Below are 15,125 nucleotides of genomic sequence, written 5' to 3'. Positions count from 1 at the left end.
TCCACGGGCCGGAGCATAACCCCGAGCGAACTTGCTCGCGAATAATGAAGGCTAAGCGCCTTGATGCTCAAGCGCCGGGTCGCATTTAACGGATAAACCCTCTCAACGGTTCATCCGCTTGTCGATCAGCTCATCCACCACCGCCGGATCGGCCAGGGTCGAGGTATCCCCCAGGCTGTCGAGCTCGTTACAGGCAATCTTGCGCAGGATCCGCCGCATGATCTTGCCCGAACGGGTCTTGGGCAACGCTGGCGTCCACTGGATCAGCTCAGGCTTGGCAAAGCTGCCGATCTCGCCACTGACCCGCGTCAGCAACTCCTGCTTCAGCGTATCAGAGGGTTCCACGCCCTTGACCGGGGTCACAAAGGCATAGATCGCCATGCCTTTGACCTCATGCGGATAACCGACCACGGCCGCCTCGGCAATGCTGTCATGCAGCACAATCGCGCTCTCGACCTCCGCCGTGCCGATCCGGTGCCCGGACACATTGATCACATCATCGACCCGCCCGGTAATCCAGTAATCACCGTCCTCGTCGCGGCGCGCACCATCACCCGTGAAGTAATAGCCGGGGTAAGGCTTGAAATAGGTGTCGATCATCCGCTGCGGGTCACCGTACACACTGCGGATCTGCCCTGGCCAACTGGCCTTGATCGCCAGCAAGCCACTGCCCGCGCCTTCGATTGGCTGGCCTTTGTCATCGAGTAACACCGGCTGCACGCCAAACAACGGCCGGCTGGCACAACCGGGTTTGATCCGCGCCTCACCCACCAGTGGGCTGAGCATGATGCCGCCGGTCTCGGTCTGCCACCAGGTATCGACGATGGGGCAGCGCGCCTGGCCGACCTGGCGGAAGTACCAGTCCCAGGCTTCGGGGTTGATCGGCTCGCCGACACTGCCCAGCACCCGCAGGCTGCTGCGCGAAGTGCTCTGCAAGGGACCGGAACCCTCGCGCATCAGGGCGCGCAGCGCGGTTGGTGCGGTGTAGAAGATATTCACCTGATGCTTGTCGATCACCTGCCAGAAGCGCGAACTGTCCGGGTAGTTAGGCACGCCTTCAAAGATCAGGGTGGTCGCGCCGTTGGCCAATGGGCCGTAGACGATGTAGCTGTGGCCGGTGACCCAGCCGACATCCGCCGTGCACCAGTAGACTTCGCCATCCTGGTAGTCGAACACCAGCTTGTGAGTCAGCGCCGCGTGCAACAGGTAGCCGCCGGTGGTGTGCAACACGCCCTTGGGTTTACCGGTGCTGCCGGAGGTGTAGAGGATAAACAGCGGGTCCTCGGCGTCCATCGCCTCGGGCGGGCAATGGTCATCGACCCCTTTGAGCGCCAGGTGATACCAGATATCCCGGCCTTCGACCCAGTCGATCTCGCCTTGGGTACGCTCTACCACCAGTACGGTAGTGACCGCCGGGCAGCTTTGCAGCGCTTTGTCGACGTTGGCCTTGAGCGGGATGTACTTGCCGCCGCGCACGCCCTCATCGGCAGTGATCACGGTATGGCAGTCGGCATCGAGTATCCGGTCGCGCAGCGCTTCTGGAGAGAAGCCGCCAAACACCACTGAATGCACCGCGCCGATGCGCGTGCAGGCGAGCATGGCGTAGGCGGCTTCGGGGATCATTGGCATGTAGATGCACACCCGGTCGCCTTTTTTCACGCCACGTTGCTTGAGCACGTTGGCCAGCCGTGCCACATGGTGATGGAGCTTCTTGTAGGTGATTTCGGCGGACTCGCCGGGGTTGTCGCCTTCCCAGATTATGGCCGGCTGATCGCCGCGGCTGGCCAGGTGGCGGTCGATGCAGTTGTAGCTGACGTTCAGTTTGCCGCCCTTGAACCACTGCGCCTGGCCGGTGTGCAGGTCGGCCTGACAGACCTGGGTCCAGGGTGCATCCCAGTCGAGAAAGGCCTTGGCCTGTTCGGCCCAGAACTGTTCCGGCTGCTCGATAGACTGCCGATACAGGCGCTGATAGTCATCCGGGCTCAGGCGCGCTGCGCGGCGTACGGCATCGGCTTGAGGGAAATCGCTGAGCTGCAACATGCCATGCTCCTTGTTCTTGGGTGTCTACAAGAATAGGAGCGGCAAGGGGGAGGAGGGTTCAATCCCGGTAGGCATAGCGCGGGTGTTACCGATCTGAGCTCGTTCCCACAGAGGGTGTTCTCACAGATCTGAGTTGCTACCTCAGTGGGAACGAGCTCGCTCGTGAAGGGGGCGTTACATTCACACTATCTGCTGTGAACATCACGCCGCTTTCACGACCAAGGTCGTTCCCGCATGGGTCGTCCCTACAAGGGGATCAACCGCGATGACGGCCGCGGAAGTAGTTGATCAGACCCTGGGTAGAGGCATCTTCGGCAGGCTCTTCGATACCGCCGGTCAGGCGCTGGTAGACGCCTTTGCCCAGCTCTTTGCCCAGCTCCACACCCCATTGGTCGAAGGCGTTGATGCCCCAGATCACGCTTTGCACGAACACTTTGTGCTCGTACATGGCGACCAGTGCACCCAGCCGGCGCGGGCTGATGCGTTCGACCACCAGGGTGTTGCTCGGCCGGTTGCCGGGGATCACCTTGTGCGGCGCCAGCTTCTGAATCTGCTCTTCGGGCACGCCTTTTTCACGCAGTTCGGCTTCGGCCTCGGTGCGGGTCTTGCCCAGCATCAGCGCCTGGCTCTGCGACAGGCAGTTGGCGTACAGCCACTGATGATGGTCGGCAACCGGGTTGAAGCTGACGATCGGCACGATGAAGTCGGCCGGAATCAGCTGGGTGCCCTGGTGCAGCAACTGGTGGTAGGCGTGCTGGCCGTTACAGCCCACACCGCCCCAGATCACCGGGCCAGTGTCGGTCGATACCGGGCTGCCGTCCTGACGCACGCTCTTGCCGTTGGACTCCATGTCCAGCTGTTGCAGGTGCTTGGTGATGTTGCGCAGGTAATGGTCGTACGGCAGGATCGCGTGGCTCTGTGCGCCCCAGAAATTGCCATACCACACCCCGAGCAGGCCCAGCAGCACCGGCATGTTCTGCTCGAACGGCGCGCTCTGGAAGTGCTGGTCCATGGTGTAGGCGCCCGACAACAGCTCCTTGAAGTTGGACATGCCGATGGCCAGCGCAATCGGCAGACCGATGGCCGACCACAGCGAATAGCGGCCACCGACCCAGTCCCACATCGGGAAGATGTTTTCTTCACGAATACCGAATGCCACCGCCGCCGCGTTGTTGCTCGACACGGCAATGAAGTGACGATGCAGTTCGGCTTCCGAGCCGCCCTGAGCCAGATACCAGGCCCTTGCCGCCTGGGCGTTCTTGAGGGTTTCCAGGGTGCTGAAGGATTTCGACGAGACGATGAACAGTGTGGTTTCGGCACGGATGTTCATCGACAGCTCGTGGAATTCACTGCCGTCGATATTGGCCAGGTAATGGCAACGTACGCCCTTGTGGGTGTAGGCCAGCAGCGATTCGGAGACCAGCTCCGGACCCAGGTAGGAGCCACCGATGCCGATGTTGACCACGTCGGTGATCGGCTTTTCGGTGTAGCCGCGCCACAGGCCGTCATGGATCCGGCCGACCAGTTCGGTCATCTGGCTCAGCACCCGGTGCACTTCGGGCATGATGTTGGTGCCGTTGACCAGCAGCTTGTCACCCACCGGGCGTCGCAGCGCGGTGTGCAGCGCCGGGCGGCCTTCGGAGGCGTTGACCAGCTCGCCGTCGTACTGCGCCTTGATGGCTTCCTTGAGGCCCGCTTCCTTGGCCAGATTGACCAGCAACTCGCGGGTTTCGGTGGTGATCAGGTTTTTCGAGTAGTCGAGAAACAGGCCATTGCTGCTCAGGGTGAACTGGCTGAAACGCTGCGGGTCAGCGGCGAATGCATCGCGCATGCTGAAGTCTTGCATTGCCTGGCGGTGTTGGCTCAATGCCTGCCAGGCGGGCAGAGCGGTCACATCGGAAGGATTGCGGTAGTACGCCATCGCTTGGGGTTTCCTTTAACTTGAACTGCCAGTGGACATGTCAGGGCCGCAGCTGCGGCGGCCGTTGTGTAGCGCAGGCTCGACATTGGGGGCGCCGCTCAATGTACGGGCATTTCACGCCAGGGTGCCATCGATTACCACGCCAATCTGTAGGGCTATGGCACTGCTGTCCCAGCTTAGTTCATCGCAGGGCGCCGTTGCAGTAGCCAATGACGCCTCAGCGGCTCAGGTGCAGGTTGTCGATCAGTCGGGTTTTGCCCAGCAACGCTGCGCCAATCACCACCACATCGCGATCAGCCTCGGTGGCCGGGCGCAGGCTGGTAGCCTCGCGAATCTCCAGATAATCGACTCGAAAGCCAGCTGCCGCAAGCTCGTCGCGGCCACTGTCGAGCAAGGCTGTGAACCGGGTGTCACCGGCTTGCAGGGCATCGGCTATCGAGCGCAGTACCCGGTACAGGGCCGGCGCCTGGGCGCGCTGCTCATCACTCAGGTAACCATTGCGCGACGACAGCGCCAGGCCGTCAGCGGCGCGCACGGTGGGTTCGCCAATGATCTGGATTGGCATGTTCAGGTCGCGGACCATCGCGCGGATCACCGCCAGCTGCTGGAAGTCCTTCTCGCCAAATACCGCGACATCCGGCTGAACCATGTTGAACAGCTTGCTGACCACCGTGGCCACGCCTTCAAAATGCCCGGGCCGGCTGGCACCGCACAGACCTTCGGAAACCAGCGGTACGCTGACCCGGGTCTGCTCGCCCATGCCGTTGGGGTACATCTCGTCCACACCGGGGCTGAACAACAGGTGGCAGCCAGACTGCTGGAGCTTTTGCTGGTCGGCGGTGAGGGTGCGCGGGTAACTGGCCAGGTCTTCATTGGCGCCGAACTGCAGCGGGTTGACGAAGATGCTCGCCACCACGAAGTCAGCGTGTTCAGCGGCGCGGGCCACCAGAGTGGTATGGCCGCTGTGCAGATTACCCATGGTCGGCACCAGCGCAATGCGTTTGCCGTCTTTACGTGCCTGGGCAATGGCTGCGCGCAGTGCCTGAACGCTGTTGACTGTGTTCATGCCTGGAATCCGTGTTCAAGGGCAGGGAAGCTGAGGTCTTTGACTGCGGCTACATAGGCGCTGATGGCCGACGGGATATCCGGCTGGCCGACCATGAAGTTGCGCACGAAGCGGGCGACCCGGCCGCTGATCGACAGGCCGAGCATGTCGTGCAGCACCAGCACCTGGCCGTCGGTGCCGCTGCCGGCACCGATCCCGATGACCGGCACCTGGACGGCCTGGGTAATTTCCTGGGCCAGCTCGGTGGGCACGCATTCGAGCAGAATCATCGCTGCGCCGGCCTGTTCAAGGGCAATGGCGTCGGCCCGCATCTGTCGGGCCTGGGCTTCGAGCCGGCCCTGAACTTTATAGCCGCCCATCACATTGACGGTTTGCGGGGTCAGGCCCAAATGTACGCACACCGGAATACCGCGGTCGGTGAGCTGGCGTACCGAGTCGGCCAGCCATGCAGCACCTTCGACCTTGACCATGTGCGCGCCGGCCCGCATCAGCGTGGCGCTGTTGAGCAGGGTTTGCTCAATGCTGGCGTTGGCCATGAAGGGCAGGTCAGCGAGCACCAGCGCGCCTTGATTGCCACGGCTGACACTGGCGACGTGATACGCCATGTCGGCCACAGTAACAGGCAGGGTGCTGTCATGGCCCTGCAGGACCATACCCAGCGAGTCACCGACCAGCAGGACTTCGACGCCCGCACCACTGGCGACATGGGCGAAAGTCGCGTCATAGCACGTCAGCATGGTGATCTTTTCACCCTTTTGCTTGAGCGACTGCAACGACGTAACGGTTGTAACCGGCATGTAGAGTTCCTCCATCACCAGGCGTTGTAAATCCTCGGGATTTATCCTGGAAAGCAGGCACACCGTCGTGTCGCGGTGTTTTGCAAAGGCCTGTCTTGTGCCCATTCGCCAGCAAGCCGGCGCGGGAGGCCTATCTTCGTGAGGCGGGAGTGTGAAGTCAATTGGAGGTGTTACCCGTTACGAGGACGCTTCTAAAAACTTCTTTTATAAGCGCCCTCTGGGCATTAAAGGATTGCTACTGCAAGGCTGGCAGGCGCTCAAGGCCTTCGAAGGGGCAGGCGGCCAGCATCTGGTCGAGGCGGCGGCCGTCGGGCAGTTGCAGGTCGGCGTCCAGCTCGGCCAGCGGATAGAGCACGAATGCCCGGGCCTGCATGTGGTAATGCGGCACCTGCAGGCGCGGCACATCGATCAACTGCTCGCCGAACAACAGGATATCCAGGTCCAGCGTACGTGGCCCCCAGCGCTCCAGGCGCTCGCGGCCTTGATCGAGTTCTATGGCCTGCAGGGCGTCGAGCAATTGCAAGGGCGCCAGATCAGTATCCAGTGCCGCCACCGCATTGGTGTAGCGCGGTTGGCCGGGCAGCAATGAGTCGCTGACGTAGAACGACGATACCCCAGCCAACCGGGTGCCGGGCAGCCGGGTCATGGCTTCAAGGGCGTTGCGCAACTGCGCCGCCGGATCGGCCAGGTTGCTGCCCATGCCGATATAGGCGCGTTCAGTCATTGAACAGGTCTGCATCGTCGCTGCCGCGCTTGCGTTTCGAACCGCTGCGGCGGCGCTTGCGCGGGCCGTTGCCGGTTTCGTCGGACTTGCTGCTCAGGTCGCTGATCATGTGCCGCCGTTCGCTGTCGTTGGCGTCCTGATAATCGGTCCACCATTGGCCCAGACCATCGGTCTGTTCGCCAGCGGTTTCACGTAGCAACAGGAAGTCGTAACCGGCGCGAAAGCGCGGATGGTCGAGCAACTGGTCGGCGCGTTTGCCATAACGGCGCGGCAAGCGTTCCTGCATGTCCCAGATCTCGCGGATCGGCAGGGTGAAACGCTTGGGGATGGCAATGCTGCGGCACTGTTCGACGATCAGTTCGTGAGCGGCGTCCTGCATCGCGGTGATCGGCGGCGTGCCGCGCTCTTGCAGGCGCAGTACCCGGGCCGGCAAGGCTGGCCAGAGCAGCGCTGCGAACATGAAGGCCGGGGTGACTGGCTTTTCCTGACGCACCCGCAGGTCGGTGTTGGCCAGCGCCTTGCTGATCAGCGTATGGGTGTAGGTCGGGTTGTATTCCAGCGCCTTGGCGGTGGCCGGGAACAGCGGGTCGAACAGCTCAAGGTCGACGAGCATTTCGAAAGTGATCTCGCCATGCCCGGACAGGAACAGCTTGAGCGACTCCTCGAACAGCCGTGCCGCCGGGATATCGCGCAGCATCGGTGCCAGCGGCCGGATCGGCAGCATGCTGTGTTTTTCGATGCCGAAGTTCAGCTTGGCCGCAAAGCGCACCGCACGCAGCATGCGCACCGGGTCTTCCTTGTAGCGTTGCTCCGGGTCGCCGATCAGGCGAATCAGCCGATTGCGAATATCGTGTACACCGTTGGCGTAATCGAGGATGCGCTCGGTCACCGGGTCGTAGTACAGCGCGTTAATAGTGAAGTCGCGGCGCTGTGCATCGTCTTCCAGGGTGCCGTAGACGTTGTCACGCAGGATCCGGCCACTGGAGTTGCGCGATGACTGGTGGGTGTTTTCTTCTTCATCTTCGTCGGGATGATTGGCGCGAAAGGTCGCAACCTCGATGATTTCCCGGCCGAAGTGGATATGCACCAGCTTGAAGCGTCGGCCAATGATGCGCGCATTACGAAACTCGGCGCGGATCTGCTCGGGCGTGGCACTGGTGGCAACGTCGAAGTCCTTGGGGTTGATCTGCAGCAGCAGGTCGCGAACGCAGCCGCCGACCAGATAAGCCTGGTAGCCCGCGCTTTGCAGGCGCTCGACGATGTTCACCGCATGGCGGCTGAACTGAGCGCGTTGCAGCGAATGCTGATTACTATTGAGCACGATCGGCGTTGAACGCGTGTGTTGCTGCGGCGTGCGCAGTGGAGAACGAAATGACTGGAACAGCTTCTTCAGCATGGGATGCACTGTTTGAAGGAATATTCGGCCAAAAATGGAGAATGACCGCATGATGGGCGGGGATTCTAGCATTTGATCGAGCAATGGTGTAGGAAGCCGTCTAAGCGGGAGGTAGGCCGCGTGCTGCGGGCCTTGTAGGCAGGGTGACAGAAGTCCGGAAGCTACTGGGGGAGCCGAAGCTCCCCCAAAGTGCGTGCTCTTTATTTTTATTATTGAGTCGGGCTTCTTGTTTTTGTTGAGTGCCCATTCACAAGGCTTTGTGCCTGTGAAACCTCTCAAACCGAGAGTAAAGAGCAAACGGATTGCTTTGGTCGCTGTCTTGCAATGATCAATCGATCCAACCAGTTCAGGTGCTACCTTGGGGTAGTTTTTGTTGTTCTCAGCCTGGTCGTGGGGCAAGCCCCAAATACAACACCTCTCCAAAAGAATCAGTTAGCTGCGCCTCCGCCGTGTTGTTCTTGTTATGCGTGAGTCGATTCGTCTTGTTTTTATTATGTGGGTGGTACAGGTTTTTATTTTTCTTGTACTAAGCATATAGCAGAACACGTGCCAACTTTTTGAAGTCCTTGTAAATCAAGGGTTTGGCCGTGCCGTGATTGCAAGGGGGCGAAAAAAAGCCGGGATTTCGTTACCGTAAACCCCGGCTTTTGTTACGTCTGGATAAGGATCGGTAACAGTTTTGCTCGCTGGGCGGGAACTGTTACCTGGTCACGCGATCAGGTTTCGTTGGTGACACCCTTGCGCCGTGGTATGCCCAGGCGCTGGCGGCGCTCCCAGAGGCACTTGCGGCTCACGCCCAGTTTGCGCGCCAGTTCGGTTTCGGTCATGTGATCCTGGTGTTCAAGGACAAAATGCTGGAAGTAGTCTTCCAGCGACAGGTCTTCACTGGGATCCTGATTGGCCCCGCTTGCGCCATTGGGCAGCGGCGCCAGGCCGACGAAATCCACCTCGTCCAGATCACTCAGCTCAATGTCGATGCCTAGCAGGTCGGCAGAGATTTCCGCCGACTCACTGAGAATCACCGAGCGTTCGACGGCGTTTTCCAGCTCGCGCACGTTACCGGGCCAGCTGTAGTGATGGATGGCCTGCTCGGCATCGGCACCGAAGCGTAGTTCAGGGCGTCCGGCCTTGGCGCTCTGCCGGGCCAGAAACGCGCGGGCGATCTCCAGCACGTCGTTACCACGCTCGCGCAGCGCCGGCAGCTTCAAGGCAATCACATGCAGGCGGTAATAAAGGTCTTCGCGAAATTCGCCGTTTTTGGCCAGGGTCTTGAGGTCGCGGTGGGTCGCAGCAATCAGGCGCACATCGACCTTTTGCGATTGCACCGAGCCGACCCGGCGAATTTCGCCTTCCTGCAAGACGCGCAGCAGCCGTGCCTGGGCCTCCAGCGGCAGCTCGCCAATTTCGTCGAGAAACAGCGTACCGCCATCGGCCGCCTCGACCAGGCCTGCACGGCCGGCACTGGCCCCGGTAAAGGCGCCTTTTTCATGGCCGAACAGTTCCGATTCAATCAGCGATTCGGGAATCGCCGCGCAGTTGACCGAGATCATCGGCGCCTTGGCGCGGCGCGAAAGGTTATGCAGGGCGCGCGCGACCAGCTCTTTACCGGTGCCGGACTCGCCCTGGACCAGCACGTTGGAGTCAGTGGGCGCAACCTTGCGAATCTTGCCGTACAGGTCCTGCATCGGCGGGCAGGAACCGATAATGCCGATTTCGCCATTGGCGTTGGCGGCGGTCGGTTTATCCGCTGCGCTGGCAGCCTTGCCGTTACTGCGCTCGGCGGCCTGGGGTTGTGACTGGGGTTGCGCCGATTGGCGATCGCGCAGGATTCGCGCCACCGCCTGAAGCATCTCGTCGTGGTCAAAAGGCTTGGCGATGTAATCGACCGCGCCCATTTTCATCGAGTCGACGGCCGAGCGCAGGCTGGCATAGCTGGTCATGATCAGCACCGGCTTGCCTTCGCCAAGCTTGATCAGTTCGGTGCCCGGAGCGCCGGGCAGGCGCAGGTCACTGACGATCAGGTCAAACGATGGAATGCTGAAGCGTTCCTGAGCTTCCTGCACCGAGCCGGCTTCGCTGACCTGATACTGATTGCGCTCCAGTAAGCGACGCAGCGCCGAGCGGATGATGGTTTCGTCTTCGACGATCAGAATATGCGGCATTGATTCGGTTCTCTCGACGGTCTCAGTTCACGGTGGACGTCGCTTCGACATGTCGCGGTAGCGTCACCCGGATACGGGTGCCTCGTTGCCGTACAGGATCGGCCGGACTGTCGATGGTGATTTGTCCATAATGCTCTTCAACGATGGAATAGACCAGAGCAAGCCCCAGCCCAGTGCCTTCGCCAGGATCTTTGGTGGTGAAGAACGGTTCGAACAATCGGTCCATGATTGCTTTCGCAATACCACTGCCTTCATCTTCGACGATCAGGTCCACGGTATGTTCAGAGGCTTCGCTCATGACCCGCACGGCACTGCCGGCCGGGGATGCGTCGCGTGCGTTGGACAGCAGGTTGATCAGCACCTGAGCCAGCCGCTGCGGGTCGCCATCGGCCCAGTGGTCGGGGTCACAGAGGTTGTAGAACTGTATTTCAAAGTTGCGCCGGTTGAGTGCCAGCAGACCAATGGCATCCTGCGCGACCTCGGCCAGGCACACCGGTTCGTCGCTGTTCTGGTGTGCGCCGGCGTGGGCGAAGCTCATCAGCGACTGGACGATGCGTGATACACGCTTGGTCTGTTCGATGATCTGGCTACTGATTTCCGCCAATTCCGGTTCGTCTTCGCGTTCTTCGCGCAGGTTCTGCGCTAGGCAGGCGATACCGGTGATCGGGTTGCCGATTTCGTGGGCCACCCCGGCGGCCAGTCGGCCAATGCTGGCCAGGCGCTCGGAATGCACCAGCTTGTCTTCGAGCATCTGGGTTTCGGTAAGGTCTTCGACCAACAGCACCAGGCCACTGTTACCGGGCGCCAGCGGCTCGTCAATGGCCGCCTTGTGCAGGTTCAGCCAGCGAATCTGGCCCTCCAGCGACAGCCGCTGTTTGTGCAGGTGTTCGTCAGGCACGCTGATGAAGCTGCTCAGCAGGCCTTTCCAGGGCTCGGCAATGGTCTCCAGCCGCGAGCCCACCACATGCTGGGCAGGGACGCCGGTGAGTTCTTCCATGGCTCGGTTCCACATCAGGATTTCCTGATCCTTGGCCAGCGAGCAGACCCCCATGGGCAGTTCCTGCAGGGTCTGGCGGTGGTAGCGGCGCAAGGCATCGAGTTCCGCGGCCAGGCCGGTGAGGCGCGAGTGGTAGTCCTCAAGCCGGCTCTCGATGAAGTGGATGTCTTCTGTCACGTACTTTTCGCCGCCGGACTTATACGGCAGGAACGTTTCGACCATGTCCTGGGCGACGCTTGGGCCCATCAGGCCGGACAGGTTGGCTTCGATCCGGTCGCGCAAGCGGCGCAAGGCATAGGGGCGGCGTTCGTCGAAGGGCAGGTACAGGTCACGCAGTGCCTGTTCAACCTCTTTTTGTGCGGCCTTGCCGCCCAGCGGCTTGGCCAGTTGGGTGGCGAATTCCTGAGGCGAGGCGACGAACAACTCACGGCGTTGTGGGCGGCGCACGTTATCCACAGCGCAGGCTTCGGCGGCACTGGCCTCTTCGGCGCTGGCGTTGGTGAACAGCGACACCAGAGTGAACATCACCACGTTGGCCGCCAGTGAGGCGATCGCCGCCATGTGCCAGCTGGTGTCATCCAGCACATAGATCATGTTCAGCATCGGAATGTAGAAGCCTTCGAGATTGCCCAGCAGCGGCAACAGCATGCTGAACACCCAGACCGTGATGCCGGCCAGGATCCCGGCGATAAAGCCGCGTCGGTTGGCGGTCGGCCAGTACAGCACCGACAGGACGCCGGGCAGGAACTGCAAGGTGGCGACGAAGGCGACGATGCCCATATTGGCCAGGTCTTGCTGGGCGCCGAGCATCAGGTAGAAGCAGTAGCCGGCAGCGATGATGGCGATGATCAGCGCGCGGCGGGTCCATTTCAGCCAGCGATAGATATTGCCCTCGGCCGGCGGCTGGTACAACGGCAGCACCAGATGGTTGAGCGCCATGCCCGACAACGCCAGGGTGGTGACGATAATCAGCCCGCTGGCTGCCGACAGGCCGCCTACATAAGCCAGCAACGCCAGTGATTTGCTGTGCGCGGCCATGCCCAGGCCCAGGGTGAAGTATTCCGGGCTGGTCGGTGCGCCGAGTTTCAGACCGGCCCAGAGAATCAGCGGCACGGCGAGGCTGATCAGCAGCAGGTAGAACGGCAGCCCCCAACTGGCGCTGACCAGCGCGCGCGGGTTGAGGTTTTCGGTAAAGGTCATGTGATACATGTGCGGCATGACGATGGCCGAGGCAAAGAACACCAGCAGCAGGGTGCGCCACGGGCCTTCCTGCAATGGGGTGTGCAGCGAGGCCAGGGCGGTCTGGTTCTGCAACAGCCAGAGTTCCAGTTGTTGCGGGCCGCCGAACACCGTGTACAGGGCGTAGATACCCAGAGCGCCCAGCGCGACCAGTTTGATGATCGATTCAAAGGCAATCGCGAACACCAGGCCCTGATGCTTTTCCCGGGTTGCGATATGCCGCGAGCCAAAGAAGATCGTGAACAGGCTGATCAGGGCGCAGAATGCTACGGCGACCCGATTGCGCACCGGTTCACCGGTCAGAATGCCGATCGAGTCGGCCACCGCCTGAATCTGCAAAGCCAGCAGCGGCAAGACGCCGATCAGCATGAATATCGTGGTCAGGGCGCCTGCCCAGGTACTGCGAAAGCGAAACGCGAATAAGTCGGCCAGCGACGAAAGCTGATAGGTGCGGGTGATTTTCAGAATCGGGTAAAGCAGCACCGGCGCCAGCAGAAACGCCCCGGAAACACCCAGATAGGTCGCCAGAAAACCATAGCCATACTGATAGGCCAGGCCCACCGTGCCGTAGAACGCCCAGGAGCTGGCGTAAACCCCAAGCGACAGGGTGTAGGTCAGCGGGTGGCGAATGATCCAGCGTGGGATCAGGCCGCGCTCGCTGATCCAGGCAACGCCGAACAGCACCAGCAGGTAGGCCGTGCTGACCAGCAGCATTTGGGTCAGGCTAAAGCTCATCGGCGTCTCGCTGGCTTTGCAGAATGAACGTCACCACGATGAGAATCAGCCAGAGCATGTATGGCCGGTACCAGGCGCCTGTTGCGTCGATCCACCAGTCCATGATGGCTGGCGAAAACAGATAGATGCCCACCACCAGCAGCAGGACCAGTCGGTAGATGTACATGGCGCCTCCTTGAACCAGGTGTCTTGGGTGGGTGAGGAGCGGCATGTTAACCAATGCGGTACAACCTGCAAGCGCCGATTTCAGCAGAATTCGGCAACCGCTCTGGATCAGTCTATTCCAGACTCCGCAATGACTGAAAGCCTGGGGATTTGCCCGGCATCCCAGTGCTGCACCGCCCAACTGAGCACTTCCTGCGGCGTACCATAGAGCAGTTGTTCGTCAGTGGGTTGCCCAAGTGCGCGCAAGGCTCGCAGCAGCAACGGGGTGGCCTGGTCGGCGGGCAGCGGGGGCGAGCGGTAGGACTTGCCGAGTTTGTGGCCGTCGGGCTGGGTAATCAGTGGCACATGCAGGTAGCGCGGTTGGGCAATGCCGAGCAGCTCTTGCAGGTACAGTTGCCGAGGCGTGGAGTCGAGCAGGTCGGCGCCGCGCACAATGTTGTTGATACCTTGCCAGGCGTCGTCGATGACCACCGCCAGTTGATAGGCGTAAAACCCGTCGCGGCGGCGAATCACAAAATCACCGGCCTCGCGGCCCAGATGCTGGCGATACTCACCCTGTACCCGGTCGGTAAAGCGGTACTCGAGCTCCGGTACACGCAGCCGGATAGCACCGTCATCCGGGGCGTGGCCGAGGTTGCGGCACAAGCCGGGGTACACCCCGTCATAGGCTTGCAGCTGTTTACGCGAGCAGGTGCAGGTGTAGGCCAGCCCTTGGCTGAACCAGCGCTCAAGAACCTGGGCATAGGCCTCATGGCGTTCGCTCTGGCGCACGCAGTCGCCGTCCCATTCAAAACCGTAGGCTTCCAGGGTCTGCAAAATGGCGGTCTGGGCGCCGGCCACTTCCCGTGGCGGGTCCAGATCTTCCATGCGCATCAGCCACACGCCGTTGGCTGCGCGGGCGTCCAGATAAGAGGCCAGGGCAGCGACCAGTGAGCCGAAATGCAGATAACCGCTGGGGGTGGGTGCGAAGCGCCCGACGTAAGAAGATTTGTTCATGCGGTGATAATAACGGCTCAACAAAAAAGACGCCGAAGCGTCTTTTTATTGCAGGGGCGGCAGGCTTACTTGCCGACCTGCTTTTCCTTGATTTCTGCCAGGGTCTTGCAGTCGATGCACAGGTCGGCAGTCGGGCGGGCTTCGAGACGGCGAATGCCGATTTCAACGCCGCAGGACTCGCACCAGCCGTACTCTTCGTCGAGGATCAGTTGCAGAGTCTTGTCGATCTTCTTGATCAGTTTGCGCTCGCGGTCACGGGCACGCAGTTCAAGGCTGAACTCTTCTTCCTGACTGGCGCGGTCGGCCGGGTCGGGAAAGTTTGCCGCATCATCCTTCATATGGTCTACCGTGCGGTCGACCTCCTGCATCAAGTCACTTTTCCACTTGTTGAGGATTTTGGTGAAGTGCGCGCGCATAGGCTCGCCCATGTACTCTTCGCCCTTGGTTTCTACATAAGGCTCGAAACCGCTGATTAGATTCTGTTGCTTTTCTTGCGTGGGCATGTAGGGACCGCCTCTCACTCTTCTAATCTGTTGCGCAGGATGTTCCATCACCGACACCCGTCGGCCCTGCAGGTGCAAGCCGGCGAACTTACCAGATCAATTCGCCGTCCGCTACTCCCGGTTGTCGTGCATGGCACCGGGTTGTGAACGAGCCGTTAAAGTCTGGTTGCCGACAATCAAACCTAGAACATTAAAGCGCACCAGAGTTTCTTTTTTATTTTTGTTAATGCACCTTTTTGCGGCACTTTGATCACCCTGCGGCGGCCAGCTCATGGGTAGAATCGTGTCTGCCTGCCCGTTGCACAAGGCAAATCAACGGGCACCTCTGAAAACATCGGCGAGGCAGCCAGCGCAAGCTGCGTGTAACTCCGCAGGCGCCCAGCC

The 15,125-nt window shown here is 60.9% G+C and carries 12 protein-coding genes; all 12 read right to left on the bottom strand.

The window, feature by feature from the left end; genetic code table 11:
- Nucleotides 1-102: 102 nt before the first annotated feature.
- Nucleotides 103-2,040 carry an acetate--CoA ligase gene (acs, locus tag PSCI_RS04970; RefSeq protein WP_045483567.1) on the bottom strand — a complete coding sequence of 646 codons (1,938 nt, stop codon included), beginning with the start codon at nt 2,038-2,040 and terminating at the stop codon, nt 103-105.
- 256 nt (nt 2,041-2,296) lie between these two features.
- Nucleotides 2,297-3,961: a glucose-6-phosphate isomerase gene (pgi, locus tag PSCI_RS04965; protein ID WP_045483564.1), complete on the bottom strand. Its 1,665-nt coding sequence runs from the start codon at nt 3,959-3,961 to the stop codon at nt 2,297-2,299.
- A 217-nt stretch (nt 3,962-4,178) separates the two neighbouring features.
- Complete coding sequence (gene panC, locus PSCI_RS04960; protein WP_045483560.1) at nt 4,179-5,027, bottom strand: pantoate--beta-alanine ligase; 849 nt, start codon at nt 5,025-5,027, stop codon at nt 4,179-4,181.
- The gene (panB, locus tag PSCI_RS04955; RefSeq protein WP_045493853.1) at nt 5,024-5,824 is read right to left on the bottom strand and encodes a 3-methyl-2-oxobutanoate hydroxymethyltransferase; all 801 of its coding nucleotides are present in this window, start codon (nt 5,822-5,824) and stop codon (nt 5,024-5,026) included. The genes panC and panB overlap by 4 nt, the downstream gene beginning before the upstream one ends.
- 235 nt (nt 5,825-6,059) lie before the next feature.
- Nucleotides 6,060-6,548 (bottom strand): 2-amino-4-hydroxy-6-hydroxymethyldihydropteridine diphosphokinase, encoded by a 489-nt coding sequence (folK, locus tag PSCI_RS04950; protein ID WP_231906365.1) that lies wholly within the window; start codon nt 6,546-6,548, stop codon nt 6,060-6,062.
- Nucleotides 6,541-7,944: a polynucleotide adenylyltransferase PcnB gene (locus PSCI_RS04945; protein ID WP_045483558.1), complete on the bottom strand. Its 1,404-nt coding sequence runs from the start codon at nt 7,942-7,944 to the stop codon at nt 6,541-6,543. Before PSCI_RS04945 ends, folK begins: the two co-directional genes overlap by 8 nt.
- A 716-nt stretch (nt 7,945-8,660) precedes the next feature.
- Entirely contained in the window at nt 8,661-10,106 is a 1,446-nt protein-coding gene (locus tag PSCI_RS04940) for a sigma-54-dependent transcriptional regulator (RefSeq protein WP_045483555.1), read from the bottom strand.
- A gap of 22 nt (nt 10,107-10,128) precedes the next feature.
- A complete protein-coding gene (locus tag PSCI_RS04935) occupies nt 10,129-13,077 on the bottom strand; it encodes a sensor histidine kinase (RefSeq protein ID WP_045483552.1) in 2,949 nt (982 codons plus the stop codon).
- Nucleotides 13,067-13,243 (bottom strand): hypothetical protein, encoded by a 177-nt coding sequence (locus tag PSCI_RS28955; RefSeq protein ID WP_002552060.1) that lies wholly within the window; start codon nt 13,241-13,243, stop codon nt 13,067-13,069. Before PSCI_RS28955 ends, PSCI_RS04935 begins: the two co-directional genes overlap by 11 nt.
- 107 nt (nt 13,244-13,350) lie before the next feature.
- Nucleotides 13,351-14,238 (bottom strand): tRNA glutamyl-Q(34) synthetase GluQRS, encoded by an 888-nt coding sequence (gluQRS, locus tag PSCI_RS04925; RefSeq protein ID WP_045483548.1) that lies wholly within the window; start codon nt 14,236-14,238, stop codon nt 13,351-13,353.
- Nucleotides 14,239-14,303: 65 nt separating this feature from the next.
- On the bottom strand, nt 14,304-14,741 hold the full coding sequence (gene dksA, locus PSCI_RS04920) for an RNA polymerase-binding protein DksA (RefSeq protein WP_045483546.1): 438 nt from the start codon (nt 14,739-14,741) through the stop codon (nt 14,304-14,306).
- A 111-nt stretch (nt 14,742-14,852) separates the two neighbouring features.
- A complete protein-coding gene (locus tag PSCI_RS29425; RefSeq protein ID WP_158497582.1) occupies nt 14,853-15,014 on the bottom strand; it encodes a hypothetical protein in 162 nt (53 codons plus the stop codon).
- Nucleotides 15,015-15,125 lie beyond the last annotated feature (111 nt).

The sequence above is a fragment of the Pseudomonas sp. StFLB209 genome, from assembly GCF_000829415.1.
Lineage (GTDB): Bacteria > Pseudomonadota > Gammaproteobacteria > Pseudomonadales > Pseudomonadaceae > Aquipseudomonas.
Note: the sequence above shows the minus strand (reverse complement) of the source record. Positions and strands in the feature narration are given on the sequence as shown.

Bases quoted from the DNA above. Each gene is read 5' to 3' on its own strand.
- acs (WP_045483567.1), bottom strand. From the start codon at position 2,040: ATGTTGCAGCTCAGCGATTTCCCTCAAGCCGATGCCGTACGCCGCGCA.
- pgi (WP_045483564.1), bottom strand. From the start codon at position 3,961: ATGGCGTACTACCGCAATCCTTCCGATGTGACCGCTCTGCCCGCCTGG.
- panC (WP_045483560.1), bottom strand. From the start codon at position 5,027: ATGAACACAGTCAACAGCGTTCAGGCACTGCGCGCAGCCATTGCCCAG.
- panB (WP_045493853.1), bottom strand. From the start codon at position 5,824: ATGCCGGTTACAACCGTTACGTCGTTGCAGTCGCTCAAGCAAAAGGGT.
- folK (WP_231906365.1), bottom strand. From the start codon at position 6,548: ATGACTGAACGCGCCTATATCGGCATGGGCAGCAACCTGGCCGATCCG.
- PSCI_RS04945 (WP_045483558.1), bottom strand. From the start codon at position 7,944: ATGCTGAAGAAGCTGTTCCAGTCATTTCGTTCTCCACTGCGCACGCCG.
- PSCI_RS04940 (WP_045483555.1), bottom strand. From the start codon at position 10,106: ATGCCGCATATTCTGATCGTCGAAGACGAAACCATCATCCGCTCGGCG.
- PSCI_RS04935 (WP_045483552.1), bottom strand. From the start codon at position 13,077: ATGAGCTTTAGCCTGACCCAAATGCTGCTGGTCAGCACGGCCTACCTG.
- PSCI_RS28955 (WP_002552060.1), bottom strand. From the start codon at position 13,243: ATGTACATCTACCGACTGGTCCTGCTGCTGGTGGTGGGCATCTATCTG.
- gluQRS (WP_045483548.1), bottom strand. From the start codon at position 14,238: ATGAACAAATCTTCTTACGTCGGGCGCTTCGCACCCACCCCCAGCGGT.
- dksA (WP_045483546.1), bottom strand. From the start codon at position 14,741: ATGCCCACGCAAGAAAAGCAACAGAATCTAATCAGCGGTTTCGAGCCT.
- PSCI_RS29425 (WP_158497582.1), bottom strand. From the start codon at position 15,014: ATGAGCTGGCCGCCGCAGGGTGATCAAAGTGCCGCAAAAAGGTGCATT.